The sequence below is a fragment of the Mucilaginibacter sp. Mucisp73 genome, assembly GCF_059491465.1.
Genome location: NZ_CP168507.1, coordinates 3203037 through 3221631 on the forward strand (window position 1 = coordinate 3203037; position 18595 = coordinate 3221631).

The 18595-nt window shown below is 42.8% G+C and carries 11 protein-coding genes; 5 read left to right on the plus strand and 6 right to left on the minus strand.

Annotated features, from left to right (window positions below; translation table 11 throughout):
• Positions 1 to 38: 38 nt before the first annotated feature.
• Complete coding sequence (locus tag ACEN82_RS13405) at positions 39 to 2102, plus strand: copper-translocating P-type ATPase (RefSeq protein ID WP_413317462.1); 2064 nt, start codon at positions 39 to 41, stop codon at positions 2100 to 2102.
• Positions 2103 to 2116: 14 nt separating this feature from the next.
• On the opposite strand, the gene ACEN82_RS13410 is transcribed toward ACEN82_RS13405, so the two are convergent.
• Entirely contained in the window at positions 2117 to 2809 is a 693-nt protein-coding gene (locus ACEN82_RS13410; protein ID WP_413317464.1) for a hemerythrin domain-containing protein, read from the minus strand.
• 233 nt (positions 2810 to 3042) lie between these two features.
• On the minus strand, positions 3043 to 4314 hold the full coding sequence (gene hemA, locus ACEN82_RS13415; RefSeq protein ID WP_413317466.1) for a glutamyl-tRNA reductase: 1272 nt from the start codon (positions 4312 to 4314) through the stop codon (positions 3043 to 3045).
• A 395-nt stretch (positions 4315 to 4709) separates the two neighbouring features.
• Here hemA and ACEN82_RS13420 point away from each other — a divergent pair, with 395 nt between their 5' ends.
• Positions 4710 to 5162 carry a pyridoxamine 5'-phosphate oxidase family protein gene (locus tag ACEN82_RS13420; protein WP_413317468.1) on the plus strand — a complete coding sequence of 151 codons (453 nt, stop codon included), beginning with the start codon at positions 4710 to 4712 and terminating at the stop codon, positions 5160 to 5162.
• A gap of 225 nt (positions 5163 to 5387) precedes the next feature.
• Here the strand turns inward: ACEN82_RS13420 and ACEN82_RS13425 are convergent, their stop codons facing one another.
• The 3 genes from ACEN82_RS13425 to ACEN82_RS13435 all read right to left on the minus strand — a co-directional run bounded on the left by ACEN82_RS13425 (position 5388) and on the right by ACEN82_RS13435 (position 11649).
• Entirely contained in the window at positions 5388 to 6908 is a 1521-nt protein-coding gene (locus ACEN82_RS13425) for a RagB/SusD family nutrient uptake outer membrane protein (protein ID WP_413317470.1), read from the minus strand.
• Positions 6909 to 6917: 9 nt separating this feature from the next.
• Positions 6918 to 10340 carry a TonB-dependent receptor gene (locus ACEN82_RS13430; protein ID WP_413317472.1) on the minus strand — a complete coding sequence of 1141 codons (3423 nt, stop codon included), beginning with the start codon at positions 10338 to 10340 and terminating at the stop codon, positions 6918 to 6920.
• 139 nt (positions 10341 to 10479) lie between these two features.
• Positions 10480 to 11649, minus strand: coding sequence for a FecR family protein (locus ACEN82_RS13435; RefSeq protein WP_413317474.1), 1170 nt, complete (start codon positions 11647 to 11649; stop codon positions 10480 to 10482).
• Positions 11650 to 11788: 139 nt separating this feature from the next.
• Between ACEN82_RS13435 and ACEN82_RS13440 the strand changes: the two genes are divergently transcribed.
• The gene (locus tag ACEN82_RS13440) at positions 11789 to 12373 is read left to right on the plus strand and encodes an RNA polymerase sigma factor (protein ID WP_413317476.1); all 585 of its coding nucleotides are present in this window, start codon (positions 11789 to 11791) and stop codon (positions 12371 to 12373) included.
• 87 nt (positions 12374 to 12460) lie between these two features.
• Here the strand turns inward: ACEN82_RS13440 and ACEN82_RS13445 are convergent, their stop codons facing one another.
• Complete coding sequence (locus ACEN82_RS13445) at positions 12461 to 13906, minus strand: phytoene desaturase family protein (protein ID WP_413317478.1); 1446 nt, start codon at positions 13904 to 13906, stop codon at positions 12461 to 12463.
• A 441-nt stretch (positions 13907 to 14347) separates the two neighbouring features.
• Between ACEN82_RS13445 and ACEN82_RS13450 the strand changes: the two genes are divergently transcribed.
• Both ACEN82_RS13450 and ACEN82_RS13455 read left to right on the plus strand, forming a co-directional pair.
• Positions 14348 to 15610 carry a glycoside hydrolase family 2 TIM barrel-domain containing protein gene (locus ACEN82_RS13450; protein WP_495644136.1) on the plus strand — a complete coding sequence of 421 codons (1263 nt, stop codon included), beginning with the start codon at positions 14348 to 14350 and terminating at the stop codon, positions 15608 to 15610.
• Positions 15607 to 18591, plus strand: coding sequence for a glycosyltransferase family 2 protein (locus tag ACEN82_RS13455; RefSeq protein ID WP_413317482.1), 2985 nt, complete (start codon positions 15607 to 15609; stop codon positions 18589 to 18591). The genes ACEN82_RS13450 and ACEN82_RS13455 overlap by 4 nt, the downstream gene beginning before the upstream one ends.
• The last annotated feature ends 4 nt before the right edge of the window (positions 18592 to 18595 follow it).

The following is an 18595-nucleotide window of genomic DNA, read 5'->3' on the forward strand; positions in this document are numbered from 1 at the left end:
TAGTTATCAGTAAGTAAAGCTAATTAATACAAACGACTATGGAACATCAGCATCATGAACACCAGCACGAAATGCCTGAAATGAAAGGTCACGATCATGCACAACATCAGGAAAGGAATGGTATGGGGCATGGAAACATGAGCCACGCCGGGCATGATCACGGAGCCATGATCGCTGATTTCCGTAAGCGTTTTTACGTGGTGCTGGCATTCACCCTACCCATATTGGCCCTGTCGCCAATGATCCGGCACTGGCTGCACCTGCAAATTGGTTTCCTGGGCGACCGGTATATACTTTTTGCGCTGTCGACGGCAGTTTTTCTTTATGGCGGCCGGCCGTTTCTGACCGGGTGGCTTTCGGAACTAAAGGCGAAAAATCCCGGAATGATGACCCTGATTGGTTTTGCCATATCCGTTGCTTACCTGTACAGTGCGGCTACCGTATTCGGGCTTAAGGGCATGGATTTCTTCTGGGAATTGGACACGCTCATTCTCATTATGCTGTTGGGACACTGGATCGAAATGAAATCGATAGCCGGCGCCTCGCGCGAGCTCGAATTGCTGGTCCAGCTCATGCCTTCAGCCGCACATGTGCTTAAAGGAAACATTACAGAGGACATAAAAACGGAAAGCCTGAAAGAAAATGACCTGATCTTAATTAAACCGGGCGAAAAGGTACCCGCCGACGGTATGGTGGAAGATGGCGAGAGCTACCTGAATGAGTCCATGCTGACAGGGGAATCTGCCCCGGTGCAAAAAACAAAAGGCCAGCGAGTGATTGCCGGATCGGTGAACGGTAACGGTTCATTAAAAGTTCGTGTTACACATAGCGGTAAAGATTCCTATTTGTTCAAAGTCATCGATCTTGTCCGCGATGCGCAAAACGCCAAATCAAACACGCAGCTGTTAGCAGACAAAGCGGCCCGTTGGCTAACTATCATTGCGCTCTTAGCCGGTATAACTACATTCGTGGTGTGGATTAGCCTGGGGCACGACCTGGCTTTTGCCATGGAGCGAATGGTGACCGTTATTGTGATCTGTTGCCCGCATGCGCTCGGCCTGGCTGTTCCCCTCGTGGTAGCTAAATCAACATCGTTATCGGCGCAACATGGCCTGCTGATCAAAAACAGGACTGCTTTTGAAAATGCACGAAAGATCACTTCTATTGTTTTTGATAAAACCGGCACTTTAACTAAAGGGAAATTTGAGGTATCCAGAATGGTGCTTACCGAAGGAGTACTGAAAAGCGAAGATGAATTACTTAGGCTGGCGGGGGCATTGGAAAGCAATTCAGAACATCCGATAGCCACAGGCATTTTAAGTGAAGTTAAAAAAAGAAAACTAACCCTTCCCGAAGTAACACAATTTAAAGCGATCACAGGTAAAGGCGTTGAAGCGGTTGCAGAGCAAAAGCACCTCAAAGTAGTCAGTCCCGGTTATCTGAAAGAAAATAGCATCAGCCTTCCGGCAAATTTCAAGGTGGCCAGTAACGAAACAGTGGTATTTGTATTGATCGATGAAAAACTTGCCGGGTTTGTTGCCCTTGCCGATGCCATCAGGGAGGAATCAAAGGGAGCGATAGCAACCCTCCACGAAAACGGTATCAAGTCGATACTCCTGACCGGCGATAATAAGCGGGTTGCCGAAAGTGTTAGCGCACAGCTGAAAATGGATGGTTTTTTTGCCGAAGTACTGCCGCATGAAAAACTGGAAAAGATCAAAGAATTACAGCAACAGGGCGAGTTTGTAGCAATGACAGGTGATGGTGTAAACGACGCCCCTGCACTTGCCCAGGCCGATGTTGGCATTGCTGTTGGCTCGGGCAGCGACATTGCTGCCGAAACCGCCGGCATTGTGCTGGTAAACAGCAATCCTAAAGACATCGTTAACCTGATCTTGTTTGGTAAAGCCACCTACCGTAAAATGACACAGAACCTGGCTTGGGCAACAGGTTACAATGTGATAACCCTGCCACTGGCAGCAGGCGTTCTGTACAACCAGGGTATTATGGTGAGCCCGGCAATTGGCGCGGTACTCATGACAGTGAGCACGGTAGTGGTGGCCATTAATGCCAGCCTGTTATCGATAGGTAACAAAAAATAGTTGGCAATTTGCAGTTAGGTGCCTGGCGTGAACCGGGCCAGCTCATAAATGCCTAAAGACTTTTCGATACCGGCTACTTTCTCAACCATGCCTTCAAATCCGTTTTTGCCAAACAGTTTATGTTCGTTATTTTCAAATTCCTCACCCAGCGAGTCATATTCATGATGGGATACGATCTTGCGGAAGGCTGGGAATAAAATGGTATCTTCCCGCGCTTCATGTGGGCGGTACATCCTGTTGAAATTATTCAACAAGGTAATAAGCTGCTGTTTTTCCGTATCGGTCAGGTTTTGAGACTTAGTTAATTGCATGAGCTCATCCGTGATAGTACGCCCAGCCTTATGCTGCGCCAGCAACGTTTGTACAAGATCAGTTAACTGGTTGGCCTTTCGAAAACGCGGGAACAGGTAGTTTTCTTCCTGCTTTTCATGGTAATCCTCAACAAAGGTGCGGATAATGCCAGCTGAGTTTAACAATGCTTCCATCGGGAAACCCTGCTTATCTATTAGGAGGCCTTTGCAATAGTCATAAATGAGCAGCACCCGGTTCAGTAAACCGTGCTCCTGCATAAGATCCTCGGGTGGCGATACTTTTTGATCCTCCTCATCATCGTTGTCATTACAAGCTGATAACAATGTCAGCCCGGTTAGTGACCCAATGGCGGCTGTCTTAATAAAATCCCTGCGGTGTTGATTTGCGGTTTCCATAGCGAAGTCAGATAAGATGATGATCAATGACTAACAAAAATCGTACTGTATCAGGCAATACTGCAAAATATGTTTAGTAATAAAGGTACTATGATATTTTGAACGCTGGAAATCCTCTTTTTCTTATTCGCTATTTAATAATCTCTTTCATGCCCCGGTTATATTCAGGCAAAATTGATATTACTTCCGTTTATCCGATACCTCAAACATCTGCCTTGGCTGTCTATTGTTATTTATATTAACGTTCGCTCAGGATTTAATATGTTGGTTGGTAAACCTGGGGGCGACATAAATTCATTTAAAGCCTCCAGGTAATGGCAGCCGGCTTTGTTAACGCCTTTCATTTTTCCTGCTGTTCCGTTTAATATTTGCTGTATTCTTTGCTCATCCGTAGAAGACACAAAGCCCGCAACACAGCCGGCGGATTTGGATTGGCTTAAACAAATGGAGGTTAACTGTTTTTTAATGGCATTCACCACTATGCAGCTTTTTCGCAGTTCGCACCATTCAACAAACCTGTTGATGAAATGGTTGTTGATCTCTCGCGCGGCAATAACCTGGCTTTGCCTTTTCTGAATAGTTTCACTGTTAACGAGCGAGAGTTTGTCAATATTAACCAGTTTAATGTGCGGTAATTCTGATGCTGCGGGTTCAACATTGTTGGGTATCGCCAAATCTATGATCAGTTTTTCATTGCAATGTTCAAGATCAGCTTTAAAAATTACAGGTGTAGCGGAAGCGGTGGCAACAATGATAACATCTGCAGCAGAAATGAGTGTTGGCAAATCTGCTATATGGCCATAACTAACGTCCATTTCTTCGGCAAGCCGCTCTGCCTTATCAACAGTCCTGTTAACCAAAGTAATACGAACCTTTTGCCCCAGGTAATCTTTAATGTTTTTACATGCACGCTGCCCCATTTTACCTGCCCCTACAATCAAAATATTTGCGGCATTAGCATGATATTGCTTAATGGACTGCAGAGCTGCAAATGATACGGAAGTAGTTCCTTTGCTGAGGCCCGTTTGATTTTTGATCTGCTTTGAGGCTTGCAAAACAGTGTTATATAGCTTTTCTAAAAAGGTATTGATAAAACCACGGTCTTTCGCAAACCTTACAGCCTGTTTAAACTGCCCGATAATTTCATAGTCTCCAAGTATCTGTGAATCTAAACCAGCTGCAACATTAAACATATGGTCAACCGCGCCGATGCCTTCCTTTTTATAGCAGTGACTCTTAAATTCTTTTATTTCGCCATTGGTAACACTGCATAACAGGTTAACCAGTTCATCTGGCGTATTGGTTACTCCGTAGATTTCGGTACGGTTACATGTCGACAAGATAAATAACGAACTAACGCCATAATTGCCGGCGTCTTTCAATATGGCTTCATATTGTTCGTTTGAAACTGCAAAACGGCCTCTAAGCCGGGCATCCGATTTTTTATAATTAATTCCGACCGCGTAAAAATTTTCGATCCCAGTTATGCTGCTCTTATTATTCACGCCTTCCAAACTTTAAATTGTATAACAGGGAAATGACCGTTCGTTTACTGGCGGCATAGCTTACCTCAACTACTTTCATAACATTATTTTTGTGAGGTAAAGTTGCGATGTTCGGCAGGTTAAAATAGTGACGGCCGTCACTTATACAATTGATCGTACACCCGGAACCGGTTCAATTGCTTAATAAAGCAACATAAAAAACAGTCACAGGGATGTTTACTTGTGATTGCGCAGTGGTACAACAGCCGGCAGATTGAGATGCATAGCATGTATCACAACATCAACAGCCCGAAAGACACTGACACAAATGTGACGGCGATCATGCCCTTAACTGACCGGCAGCATTTTGTTTAAACAGTGATGAGCTTAGCTTTGGTCAATTAATATTCGCCGTTATGTTAGGAAAATTGGAACAACCGGAAATTGAAGCGTTGCTTAGTAGGCAGGTAACCGGCCGTTTAGGGTGTTATGCCCAGGGCACCACGTATATTGTACCCATTAACTATGTATACAAGAATGGTGTAATCTATGCGCATTCCGGACCGGGAAAGAAAATTGAAATGATGCGAAAAAACCCTAAAGTTTGTTTTGAAGTTGATGATATAAAAAACATCTTTAGCTGGAAAAGTGTCATAGCCTGGGGTACATTTGAAGAAATTACAGACATAGCGGAACAAGAGCAGACAATGCAGGCACTAATCCACCGGGTTATGCCACTGGTGGAACATGCTACAGACCATCCCTCCCATGGTATAACCGCAAATGAGTATGATATTGGCGACAAGATCGACCTGATCGTCTATAAGATCAGGATAGACAAGGTCACCGGCAGGTTTGAACATCATTGAGTTGCATAAATAATATTAATAATCAACATATTAAACTTTGGGCCTTGTGCATTCTGTTTTTAGCTTTTATATAATGGACAAAAAGCTTTTGAATAGATAAGACTCAACCTACAAGGAATGAGCCCGATAAAATACCGGGCTCATCACATGATTAATTAAGACTGTTGTCCAGATTTTGGCATGCGCTTCATTGACAGGCCGCCTCTGGCTTTTAAGATCCGGTTGCTATTTGTAATCCGGATTTTGTATAAGTACACCTCCGCTCTTGTCAATTTCTGTTTGAGGCAGCGGCCAATGGTAAAACTTATCCTCAAAATGATAATTGATAAGGCTGGTTTTTACCGCGTTAAGTACCGGGCCGGCAATATGCCATCTTAACAGATCGTAGTGGCGCAAGCCTTCGAAAGCAAGCTCCACACGGCGTTCGTGCCTGATCCGTTCACGCATCTGATCTTTGGTGTACCCGGCCGGGAAAGCTGGCATATTTACCCGTGCGCGCAAATCGGTCATAGCTTTATAAACTGTTGCATCAGGGCCGGCAATTTCATTTTGAGCTTCTGCATACATCAGCATCACCTCACCTAAACGCAATATAACCGCATCCTGCTGGCTAAGGGTTGAAAAACCATAAGGTATATTATTCGGTTCCAGGAACTTGATAGTTCCATAACCTGTAGGCCTGAGGTTTGAAGGATGATGAACTTTACCCGGTCCAAAATAAACAGAATCCGCGTATACGGTTTTAGCCAGCCTGGGGTCGCGGTTTTTGAACTGATTTTTGGTATCAGTTAACGGCGAAATACCATATGGCTGCCCATCTGTGCATTCAAAGGCATCAACCATATTTTGCAGCGGTGCGCAGGCATCCCAATCACCATAATACATATCCCATGGAGCCGTATTGTTTGGAGCCAGGAAGTTAACCGAAAACATGATCTCGGTATTATTTTTCTGGGTAGCATCCCTGAAAATATCCTCAAAATTGGTGCTTAGTTTATACTGGCCCATTAAATCCAAACAAAGGTTCCGCACCTGGGTTAGCATGGCGGCATCAGGCGTACCGGTGCTGCCAAATGCTGCAAATAACAAAACCCTTGCTTTTAATGCTTTTGCAGATGACGCGGCCGCATGACCACCGTTGGCGTAATAAGCATTGGTGCTCAAATTAGCAATGCCGTAATCAAGATCGGCAGTAATTTGAGCAAGCACCTGTGCCGCAGGCACTTTAGGCTGCTTTTGATTACTCAAATCAAGTGGCTGTGTCACCAATGGAACATCTCCATAAATGCTATATAACTGAAAGTAAAGAAAAGCGCGGATAAACCTTACTTCGCCTTCATAGGTTTTACGCTGGCTATCAGAAATATCAGCACCTTTATATGTGCCTAAGTTTTTGAGAAACAGGTTTACCCTTGTAATACCTATATAACTATCGTTATAAATGGCAGTTTCATAACCACCTGTAGTGGGGTTAAAATTGCCCTGTACAAAATCCTTGGCGGCACCCGAATTAAACTGATTGTATCCATTATCGGTAAAGCCATCTCTGAAGCCCATGCCATAAGAAAATTCTTCTTGTTGCAGGGAAGCATAAACCGCTGCCAAAGCCGCGTCAAAGTCTGCTTTCGTTTTATAGAAGGTTGAAGTGGCTATCTGATCGTTGGGGTTTAAATCAAGGGCCTTTTTACATGCGCCTAAAAACAGCGATGTAATTAATATGATGGTTAATATAATTCGATTTTTCATGTGGGCTAATTAAAAGGAAACGTTCAAACCAAAAGAGTAGATTTTATTTTGCGGGTACTGCACCTGGTCTCCGCTGCCATAACGCTCAGGATCAAGGCCTTTAAATTTGGTTATGGTTAACAGGTTATCGCCTGCGAAATAAACCCTTAACCGGTTAATACCCACTTTTTTGGTAAGTTGTGACGGCAGGGTATAACCAAACACCAGGTTTTTAAGCCTCAAATACGATGCATCCTGCAGGAAATACGATGACCTGCGGCCTATTTTATCAGGCGCGCTTTGCCCGAAATAAAGACGCGGCATAGTGGTTGAAGGATGCTCAGGAGTCCAGGCGTTTAACCAATCGGTAGTTGGTGAAGATCCCTGTACAAATGGTATAGTGCCCCAACCTGATACATAAGATTTAACACCGTAAACGCCCTGCATCATGGCTGATAAGTCAAAGCCTTTAAAGCTGGCCGATAAGTTAAATGAGTAGTTTAATTTTGGATAAACACCAGCAATAATTGTACGGTCATTTTGATCAATTTTACCATCGCCATTTACGTCTCTATATTTTAAGTCGCCCGGTAAGGTAGAATCAGAAAACTGTTTGGGCGAATTAGCTACTTCTTGCGCCGATTGGAAGATCCCGATAACCTGCAGCATGTAGAATGAGTTCCACGGCTGCCCGTTTTGGTTGATGGTATAATCTCCAATTTCTGTTTGACCAAATTTCACCAGTCTGTTACGGTTATGATCAACGTTTGCGCCTACATTAAAGGCTAAGCCCTTTAAAGCGCCATCAGTTATTACATTATTGTACGATATACCAAGCTCAATACCCCTGTTATTTACCGATCCGTCATTAATGGTAGGTGCACTTAAGCCCACAGCTGCGGTAACCTGTGCCTGCCTCAAAATATCAGACGTTGTTTTATTATACCAATCGGCAGTTAAATTAAAGTTTTTGAAAATGGTAACATCCAAACCAATATCGGTCATAGTAGTGGTTTCCCATTTAATGGCCGGATTGTTGAGGTTTTGCTGAGCTACGCCAGTTAACAGTGTCGAATTATCAAAAGAATAATTGCCGGTAAAGTTCAATAAAGCCTGATATGGATAGTTGGCACCATAGCCGTTCATTACTATATTTTGATTACCCAGTTGTCCCCATGAACCTCTTAATTTGAAATTATCCAGCCAGGTTAAATTCATGGCTTTTACAAAAGGCTCTTCAGTAACCCTCCAGCCGGCTGAAAACGATGGGAACACCCCCCATTTGTTTTTACCGGCGAATTTTGAACTTCCGTCATCACGAATATTGCCCTCTAAAAGGTAACGCCCTTTATAGTCGTAATTTACACGACCGAAATAAGACATTAAGGCCCATTGGTTACTGGTTCCGTTTGCGTTTTGAATATCAGAACCACCTGCGTTTAACTCCTGCAGGTCCAGATCGGCAAAGTTTTTACGGTAACCTGATAAGTACTGATATTTACTTTGCTCAATACTATAACCAAATTGTGCTTTAATATTATGCCCATGAAAATTGTGTGCATAGTTCAGGTAACTGAACAGGTTGGTATATACGGTTTGCTCGTCCTGATCTGTTAAACCTTTACCCAGGTCAAGAGATGTTGCCAGTTGATTAGTGCGGAAATTATACTCATCCAGCGTGGCTTTAAAGTCCTTGTACTTATCCATGTTAAAGTTCACAGCACCTTTAGTATACCAGGAAATGTCTTTAGTAAACTGCACTTCAAACCAGCCCTGGGCGTTTACAGCGTAATCATTGGTGATCCTTCTGAAGTTTTGATCAAGTACAGCTATCGGGTTTTTATTGTTATACTCAAAGTCATAAGCTTTGTAGGTGTACCGCCCGCTACCATCAGCTAAATATGGACCATAAGTAGGCGCCTGCGACATGGCCGAAAGGAAAAGATCCATCGAAGAACCATCCCACTGACTTGGTGATGAAGGATTACCGGCTACAGCACCCCTGGTGCCTGATTTTAACAATACGTTGGTGCCGAATTTTATATGATCGTTAATCTTTGAAGTCAGATTGATCCGTGCGCTATATCGCTTATAATCAAAGCCCCTTTCAATACCGTCCTGGTTAACATATCCCAATGACACGTTATACGTAGTTTTTTCACTGCCACCGTTAAATGTCAGGTTATGGTTTTGTGTTACGGCAGTCCTGAATATCAGGCTCAGCCAATCGGTATTAGGATAGCGTACCCTATCTGTAGCGTTACGATACAGATCGATCTGGTCTTGCGGATAAAGTGAGTTAGGATCTGTTGTGCCGCTGTTGATGCGTGCCTGGTTAAACATCTCCATATATTGGGCAGAGTTGGTCACCAGTTTAAACATCTTGGTCGGGCTGTTGTACCCTAAGTTACCATCGTAAGTAACAGACATTTGCCCGGCCTTGCCTTGCTTGGTTGTTACAAGCACCACGCCGTTGGCAGCCCTTGAACCGTATATTGATGCAGATGCAGCGTCTTTCAAAACAGATACATTGTCGATATCGGTTGGGTTAAGATCGCTGAAGTTACCGGGAACACCATCTATCAATACCAACGGATCAGAACCGGCGCCACTGAATGTGCTGTTACCGCGGATCCGGATAGATACCGCCTCATTTCCAGGCTCGCCTGAGCCTGTGTTGATCTGCACACCTGGTGCAAGACCTTCAAGCATAGACGCAGTGTTAACAACAGGACGTTTATTCAATGTCTCGCCGGATACTGATGAAACAGCACCTGTAAGGTTTGCTTTCTTTTGCGTACCGTAACCAACCACTACAATTTCGTTTAGTGCCGATGTTTGCTCTTTAAGCGTTACGTCAATTTTGGTTTGATTGCCTACCGGTACCTCCCGGGTAACAAAACCCACAAAGCTGAATACCAACACTGCGCTATTGTCATTCACGGTAACAGTATAATTGCCATCAATATTGGTTTGTACACCCGTGTTGGTACCTTTAACCTTCACTGTAACACCCGGTAAAGACACGCCTTTCTGATCTTTTACCGTACCGGTAATCGTTATTACCTGCGCCGGTTTCTTTTCGGCGGGTTTGGGGGTAACTACAATGGTAGTGTTATTAATTACATAACTAAAAGGCTGATCACGGAAACATTGCTGCAATGCTTCTTCCAATCCCGCATCTTTAAGGTCGACGTTTACAGGAAGTGCCTTTTTTAACATTTTGGAATTGTAGAGTACACTATATCCGCTTTGCCTGTGGATGTCTTTAAGCGTTTCAACAAGCGAAGCGTTATTTTTACTAAGACTTATCCTTTGCGCAAACGTGGTTGAGGCACTTACCTGAAGTATCGAAACCAGACACAAAAAGAACGACAATTTCATGATCAGAAATAATTTTGATACGGCACGGGGTATCTGCCCGCGCTTTAATGCAGTAGAATTTTTGTACATTTGAATGTTAGGTTAAATAACTGGTTGTGAGAAAAAATGATCGTTAACTGACCTGATTGCTATCCGTAGCATTGAGCCAGGGGCGGTGCGAACGCTCCTGGTTACTTTCTTTCTGGGATAGCATTATGGAAGTATTAGGTTACTTCATAATGATAACCCTCCTTCCTTCAATTTTATAGTGAATACTACCGGTAAACTTGATATTATCAAGCAATTCTTTAATGTCTTTATATTTTGAGATGGTACCGCCAAATTCATTTTCCTGAACCTGGGCATCCTGATATTCAACATCTACATCATACCAGCGGCTTACCTGCTTCATGATATTTACAATGCTTTGATCATGAAATATAAAGAACCCGTTTATCCAGGCCATATTGGCTTCAACATCGGCCTTTTGTACTTTTATTGATGAACCGTTTTGATTTACAGTTCCCTGTTGTCCAGGTAAAAGCATCACCGAGGCCGTTCCTTTACTCATTTTAACCGAACCTTCAAGCAAGGTGGTGGTTATATCGTCATTATCGCTATAAGCATTAATATTAAAATGGGTACCAAATACCTGCACCTGCGTACCGTTGGCCTTAACGATAAATGGATGAGCTTTATCCCTTGCTACCTCAAAATAGGCCTCACCGTTTAATTCAATTTCACGGTTCGCCCCGGTAAAATACTCCGGGAATCTTATATAGGAGGCTGCATTGAGCTTTACACTGCTGCCATCGCCCAATATAACCTCGTATTGGCCGCCACGGGGGGTAGTAATGGTATTGATCCGCGGGACGCCCTCATGCGCTTGTTCCCCGGGCTTTCTGTCAAATTTATAAACCACTACACCGTTGGCTGCTTTACTTACTTTTACGCCCGCCTCAGCTGCCAGCTGGCCATTTTTGGCGTCATCAAGTACTATTTTATTGCCATTGGCCAAAGTGAGATATGCCTTGTTACTTCCAGGCAATATGGTTGTTTTAGTATTCTTAACTATTGTACCTGTGGTATTATCCTTTTTAACAGGCATAAACAGCAAGCCAGCCAATAGAGCTATAGCAACTAATGAAGCAGCCGCCCATAACCATTTGTAGCTCGTTTGTTTAAGAGGTTTTATGACAACAGCCTTTTGTCTGCTTTCACTTAATTTTTTCCAAATCCGCGCATGTACATCGGCTTCACTTACCTCTTCATCATCCCAAGCCTCGTCGGCTAACTGCATTTCATCGCGATATGTATCCAATAGCTGTTTTTCAGCATCAGTGCATTGGCCGCTCATATATTTTTCATACAGCGCAAGGAACTCGTTCTTAGTTATCATCAGGTTGCAATTGCAGGTTTATATGGTGTTAGTGTAAATTTTATGCCGGCACACACATACATTTTTATTTTTTTTTACGCCCAGGCTTAAAGGTTAAATAATTTTGATCGGCTTTTCCTACTTTTATCTAACCAATTGTATGTACAATTCTCATATTAGTGATCAGGAACTGTGGCTTGCCGTACGTAATGACGATGAGCACGCGTTCGCCCTACTTTTTGACCGGTACTGGGTAAGGTTATATAAGACTGCCCTCCGATACCTGAAAGACCGTGAAAATAGTGAAGAAGCAGTACATGATGTTTTCCTGAATATCTGGGATCGCCGGCGTCAACTGGAAATAGAATCTGTCCCCAATTTTCTGCTCTCGGCCATCCGCTACCAGGTTTATAATCGCATGCGTGCGGCAAAGCGCCCGGTAATTGTGGAGTTGGATAATCTGGAAGCAGGCAATTTCCCCGACTACAACCAGGGTGATTTCCGGATCAAGAATCAGGAGCTGTTACAGGAACTGAGTTATTACCTGGAGAAGTTGCCCAAGCGCTGTCGGGAAATATTTTATATGAGCCGCATGGAAAACCTGAGTAACCAGGAAATTGCCGCCCGCTTAGGAATATCCAAACGAACGGTTGAAAACCAGATAACCGTGGCGTTGAAACACCTAAGGGGCTGTTTCAAGCAAGTTTCAACGATGCTTTGCCTGTACTATATGTTTTTAAAATAATGCAGGGGAGGTGGAGCACGGCTTTGCGAAGCCTATCGTCATTTTAGGTATGAAGAGCTATTGGGACTTCTGAGCTTTGATTAATAATTATGATTGAATGCTGATGTTAAACACATCTTTTAAAGCACGTTTGGCCGAATGGTAGCCGCACATACCATGTACCCCTCCTCCCGGCGGTGTGGATGATGAACAGATATAAATCCCCTTTGCCGATGTGCGGTATGGTGAGCGGCGCAATACCGGCCGGGTAAACAACTGGCCAATGTCAATTACCCCGCCGTTAATATCACCTCCGATATAATTGGGATTATAGTTTTCCAGTTGCCCTGTATTAAAAGTATGCCTGCCTATGATGCGTTCGCGGAAACCAGGGGCAAAACGCTCTACTTGTTTTTCGATAATATCGGTCATGTCTTTGTTTGATCCGTTGGGAACGTGGCAGTATGCCCAGGCGGTATGCTTGCCCCGGGGCGCACGGGTATTGTCAAAAAGGCTTTGCTGGGCCAGCAGTACAAATGGTTTTTCGGGGTGCAAACCGCCCCAGATCTGCTGTTCACACGCAGCAATTTCCTTCAGCGTACCGCCAATATGTACCGTTCCTGCTTGCCGGGCCTCTCCTGCTTTAAACGGAATAACATCGTCAAGCGCCCAGTCAACTTTAAAAACACCCATCCCGTAACGATAACGTTCCAGTTGCCATTTATACAATGATGAAAATTTATGTCCGACAATTTGCAGCAGTTGTTTTGGCGTAACATCAAACAAAATTGTCTTTGCCGATGGCAACTGATCAAAATTATTGATGTAGGTATTGGTTTCTATCCTGCCCCCTATTGATGTAAAGTATGATGCCAGTGCCTCCGCTATTTTTACCGAGCCGCCTTTAGGCACAGGCCAGCCTTTTAAATGCCCGTTAACCATCAATACTAAAGCAATTGCAGATGTGGTAAGATTTGTTAGCGGCAGAATGCTATGAGCAGCCATCCCGGCTAAAAGCCCTTTGGCTTCCTCAGTTCTGAAGCGCTTGGCCAAATAGTTTACTGAAGTTAAAGCAGCCAGCCCAAAAGCAGCCAGGTCGACAGGGTGTTTGGGAAAAGTAAGCGGGCCTAAAACATCAGGCGCCAAACCGGGCCACGAAGTTACCAGGGGGGCCATCAGTTTGATGTAGGTATCCCTGTCGGCACCCAACAGATTGGCAGTTTCAATAATGGATTTTTTAAGTACTGCAGCCGTTCCATTATCAAAGGGATGCGCTGCAGATATTGTGGGGTAAATATATTCAAGGCCGTGCTCATGCAGTGGCAGGGTTTCAAAAAATGGCGAACCAATTGCCAGCGGATGAATAGCTGAGCAAACATCATGCTTATAACCAGGCAGGGTTAGTTCTTCAGTACGTAAACCGCCGCCAATAGTACTTTTTCCTTCAAGCAGTAACACCGAAAGTCCGTTTTGTTGCAACAATATGGCTGCCGCAAGGCCATTTGGCCCCGAGCCTACTATTACTGCGTCATAATCATGTTTTTCCGGTTTCACAGGTATCTGTATTTGGTATTTGCGCGCTACTAATTTGCCCTTACTAAAACACGCACTGACCTATCAGGCACAATATACACATCATTTCTTGCCGCCTTACCTTTACGTTCTATAAATTCGGGTAATTTATCCTGCAAATGGCCCCAAATCATACCGGCGGTACGGTGTATCTGCTAACACCTGGCCCCCTCCTCTTAATTCCTGATCTACATATAAACTATTAATTATACTTTCCGTATACAGTCAATATTTACATGATTTTTTGAATATTCGCAACATGAACCAAAACCTGCAGTTGGAATTTCTTTTTATTAAAAGACGAAGAGTTTTATATATAACTACAAAAATTTCGTTTGCATTTTTAAATGAACCGAACTACTATTTATGAGATGTCCTCTTTTACGATTAATTATTAGCTGTCTGATACTTTGCCTTTTCTCTTTGTCTTGTAATCGATCACAGCCTGTTAACGTCAATAAAAATGGAGTTTACATCAAAAACGAAAATGGCAAATATTCACTTTATCGTAATGGCAAACCATTTTTTGTAAAGGGGGCTTCCGGTTTTACAAATTTAAAACGGTTGAGCGAAGCCGGAGGCAATACGATAAGGGTTTGGGACACCTTAAATCTAGGAAATATTTTAGATTCGGCGCAGGCACATCATTTAGCTGTCATAGCAGGTTTGCCAATGCCTTCGAGCGAAAGTATGGATGACTTTTATAAAACACCCAAAGCCAGTGCCCATGTGAAGACTATTGCCGGTATTGTAAATAGGTTTAAGCATCACCCCGCGCTTTTGAGTTGGTGCCTGGGCAATGAGCTTGCATTCCCTTACAAACCGAAATACAATCAGTTTTATACCATATTTAATGATGTGGTTGATATGATCCATCAGGACGATCCGCAGCATCCGGTTACCACAACCATTATGTCCTTTCAAAAGAAAAACATTGTCAATATTAAGCTACGGACAAAAATTGACTTCATCTCGTTTAATGTTTTTGGCTCGATACAAACATTAAATGAAGATCTTCAAAAATTCAATTGGTTTTGGGATGGCCCGTTCCTGATAACAGAATGGGGAATTGAAGGCCCCTGGGTTGCAGACAATCAAAATGCCTGGGGAGCTTATATTGAAAATACCAGTACAAAAAAGGCTGAGCAATATCTTTATACCTATAAAAAGTATATGCCGGTTAATAACTCCAGGTTTCTGGGGTCGATGGTGTTTTATTGGGGTCAAAAACAGGAACTAACGCCAACCTGGTTCAGTCTGTTTGACGAGAATGGCGCTGAAACCGAGGCCGTTCAGGTGATGCATTATATCTGGACGGGGCAAAAAGCGCCTAAGAAGGCCCCTGTGTTGAAATACATGCTGGTAGATGGAAAAGGTGCCAGGGATAATATCTTGTTTAAACCAGGTATAACAATAAACAGCAAAGTGTATCTTGAAGATCCTGATATCACCGGCTTAACATTCAAATGGCAAATATTTGCGGAGGATTGGTTCAAACCCAATGGCGCTTTTAACCAAAAGAAACCAAAGGAGATTAAAAATTTAATAATCGGGCATAGCGGACCGGACTTGAAGTTTAAAGTACCGGATCAAGAAGGCCCTTATCGCTTGTTGGTTTATGTATATGATCAAAAGGGCTCTTTTGCTACCTCAAACACTCCCTTTTACGTATTAAAAAATCCATGAACAATATTATAAAACCACCTTCCAAACGGCAATTATTTTATTTAAGGCTGATGATTATCATCGGTTTGCTTTGTATGTTTTTTTTAATACATAGCCTGCTCAGAAAATCAGTTATTGGTTACCAGCCACTGTATTGGCTATTAATATCAACCTTTGTTTATACCTTTTTTAAGGTAATATATGAGTGGTATCATTATTGGTCAATAAGCGTTCCGCCTGTTTTACCCATAACGAAACAATATACGGTAGACATATTTACCACGTTTTGCGCCGGTGAACCATATGAAATGATTGTTGAAACACTTACTGCAATTCAGGCTATACGTTATCCTCACGAAACCTTTTTATGTGACGAGGCCGATGATCCTTACCTGAAATCAGTTTGTAAAGAACTGGGTGTTCATCACATAACAAGAACTAAAAAGATCAACGCCAAAGCCGGCAATATTAATAACGCGTTAGCCCAGTCATCAGGCGAACTATGTGTAATTCTTGATCCTGACCATATACCCGTACCCGAATTTCTGGATCCGATAATAGCTCATTTTGATAACCCCGAAATTGGTTATGTGCAAATTGTGCAGGCTTATTACAATCATGACATTGGATGGATAGCTAAAGGCGCGGCACAACAAACCTATCAGTTTTACGGCCCGATGATGATGTGCATGAACAGTTATGGCACTGTGCAGGCTATAGGCGCCAATTGTACTTTCAGGCGAACAGCTTTGGAATCCATTGGCGGACATGCTGCCGGGCTGGCTGAAGATATGCATACGGCAATGCAGCTCCATGCACGTAATTGGAAATCCGTTTATGTACCCGCTGTGTTGACCCGAGGCCTGGTTCCGGCTACTTTGTCAGCTTATTATAAGCAACAATTGAAATGGTCGCGGGGGGTTTTTGAGCTTCTTGTGACTTCCTACGTTAAACTTTTTAGAAAATTCAACTGGCGGCAGAAACTTCATTACGGTCTTTTACCTCTGTTTTACTTATCTGGTTTTGTATTTCTTATTAATTTTTCAATTCCGGTCATATCCCTGTTCACAGATGCTTTCCCGTTAAGGATGGACTTTTCTGAATTTTTAGTTATCAGTGTTCCTTTTATAACTTCAGTTGTCCTAATCAGGCATTTTGTTCAGCAATGGGTAATGGAGGATAATGAGCGGGGGTTTCATGTGGTGGGGGGATTACTGCTCATAGGTACATGGTGGGTTTTTATATTAGGTTTTGTCTATACTGTTATCAGGAAGAATGTTCCCTACATAGCAACCCCCAAGGATATCAAAGATGAAAAAAATTTAAAAAACAACTTACCTAATATTATAGTATTGGTTGTATCCATTGCAGCTATTATTTACGGCCTTTACAACGACTGGAACCCCTATACACTTTTCATGTCCGGCATCGTTGGTCTGAACTGTATGTTCATGGTATTTATGCTTATCGCAAGTTCAGAACTCAAGTTTCAGGCCTACCTTGATAAACATGCAACATTATTTACGGTTGTTTCAAAAATACAGCATGTTAAAATATTTTTTTGGCTGTTAAGAAGAAAGATATATTTTGGTGTAAGGAAAGTTAGCCTGATACTTAGCATATTAGTGGTTGGCATCTGCATATATGCTTCTCAGGAATCGGATGAAGATGCAAGCTTTAATGTTGCGCGTGGTTTCGATGCAAAGAATGATAATAGCAAAAAGTCTTTTACCGAGTTCATCTCCTCATCAGATACCACCGGGTTATCCCAATTGATCAGGCAATCGCGACTTTACAATAGCACTTCGAGAAAGTTTTCAGATACTTCGAAAAATATTATTGAACAAGATCCAGTCACCGGTCAAAAACGTTTATCAGTAAACCTTCCATTTTTTTCTTCAGTAAAAGGCGTAATCTACTCTAAAGGAAACTACTGGTACAAGAACATAGCTCCACTGACCAAAAAAATGATAGTTAATGATTTTGAAGACATTAGAAAAGCGGGAATAAATACGATAAAAATATATGGGCCCAATATTTACGATCACTCAATTTTTGAAGCAGCGGCACAAAAGGGCTTAAAAATTAATTATAGTTTCTGGGTGCCTGCCCCATCAAGCTTCATTAATGATACCACCTACCTGCACGAGCAATTCAATATCATCCTTAACACCATAAATAAAAATAAATCAAACCCTAACATCAGTGCCTGGAACTTAGGCAATAGTACCTACCAGCAGCTATCCCAATTTTATCATGGGCCACAGTTGTACCGGGCGCAACAGCATTATATCAATTTGTTAAAACGTTTAGTAAATGAAATTAAACATGAGGACCCAACAAGGCCATTAACCATCGACCTTTTATCCTCCCCCACACTCAACCCTGCTATGCAAATATTAAAGGGGCAAATACCGGCAATTGATGCTTTCGGAGTAATTGTTGATAATAAACGGTCATTGAAATATGTTAGCCGTGATTTTAAAACGCCTTATTTTTTCAGTTGCACTGATCCCGGTGCACTCGAAGGTGTACAGCATTCCGGCGGAATTTTTTACACTAACTGGCAGGATCAACAAAGCGGCACTGCTGTCACGTTTGACGGTTTAAAAGATGTATGGGGCAGAAATAAACGTTACCTTTATAAAATAAGCAGGAACTGGAATGGCAATACACCTGTCTATAATTTGCCCGATGTCAAAATACTAAAACCTGCATTAACAACTACTCCCGGAGCATCCCTGCGCTATAACGCCCTGGTATTTTCCTACGGCCACTGGAACATCGCCGCCTATTTAAAAACCGGATTGAACTTTGAATGGTATCTTGTCAAAACAGACAATTTGGGTAATGCTACCGGCATGAAAAAGGTAGGAAGCAGTCCGGACGTATACGTTACAATCCCCAAAAATGATGACAGATACAGGCTGTACCTTGTTGCAACCGATGGCGATAATGTAACTGTTGACTACGCAACATTAAATACCCCTCTTCAAAATTAATCGT

Bases quoted from the DNA above. Each gene is read 5' to 3' on its own strand.
- ACEN82_RS13405 (WP_413317462.1), top strand. From the start codon at position 39: ATGGAACATCAGCATCATGAACACCAGCACGAAATGCCTGAAATGAAA.
- ACEN82_RS13410 (WP_413317464.1), bottom strand. From the start codon at position 2,809: ATGGAAACCGCAAATCAACACCGCAGGGATTTTATTAAGACAGCCGCC.
- ACEN82_RS13420 (WP_413317468.1), top strand. From the start codon at position 4,710: ATGTTAGGAAAATTGGAACAACCGGAAATTGAAGCGTTGCTTAGTAGG.
- ACEN82_RS13425 (WP_413317470.1), bottom strand. From the start codon at position 6,908: ATGAAAAATCGAATTATATTAACCATCATATTAATTACATCGCTGTTT.
- ACEN82_RS13430 (WP_413317472.1), bottom strand. From the start codon at position 10,340: ATGTACAAAAATTCTACTGCATTAAAGCGCGGGCAGATACCCCGTGCC.
- ACEN82_RS13435 (WP_413317474.1), bottom strand. From the start codon at position 11,649: ATGATAACTAAGAACGAGTTCCTTGCGCTGTATGAAAAATATATGAGC.
- ACEN82_RS13440 (WP_413317476.1), top strand. From the start codon at position 11,789: ATGTACAATTCTCATATTAGTGATCAGGAACTGTGGCTTGCCGTACGT.
- ACEN82_RS13455 (WP_413317482.1), top strand. From the start codon at position 15,607: ATGAACAATATTATAAAACCACCTTCCAAACGGCAATTATTTTATTTA.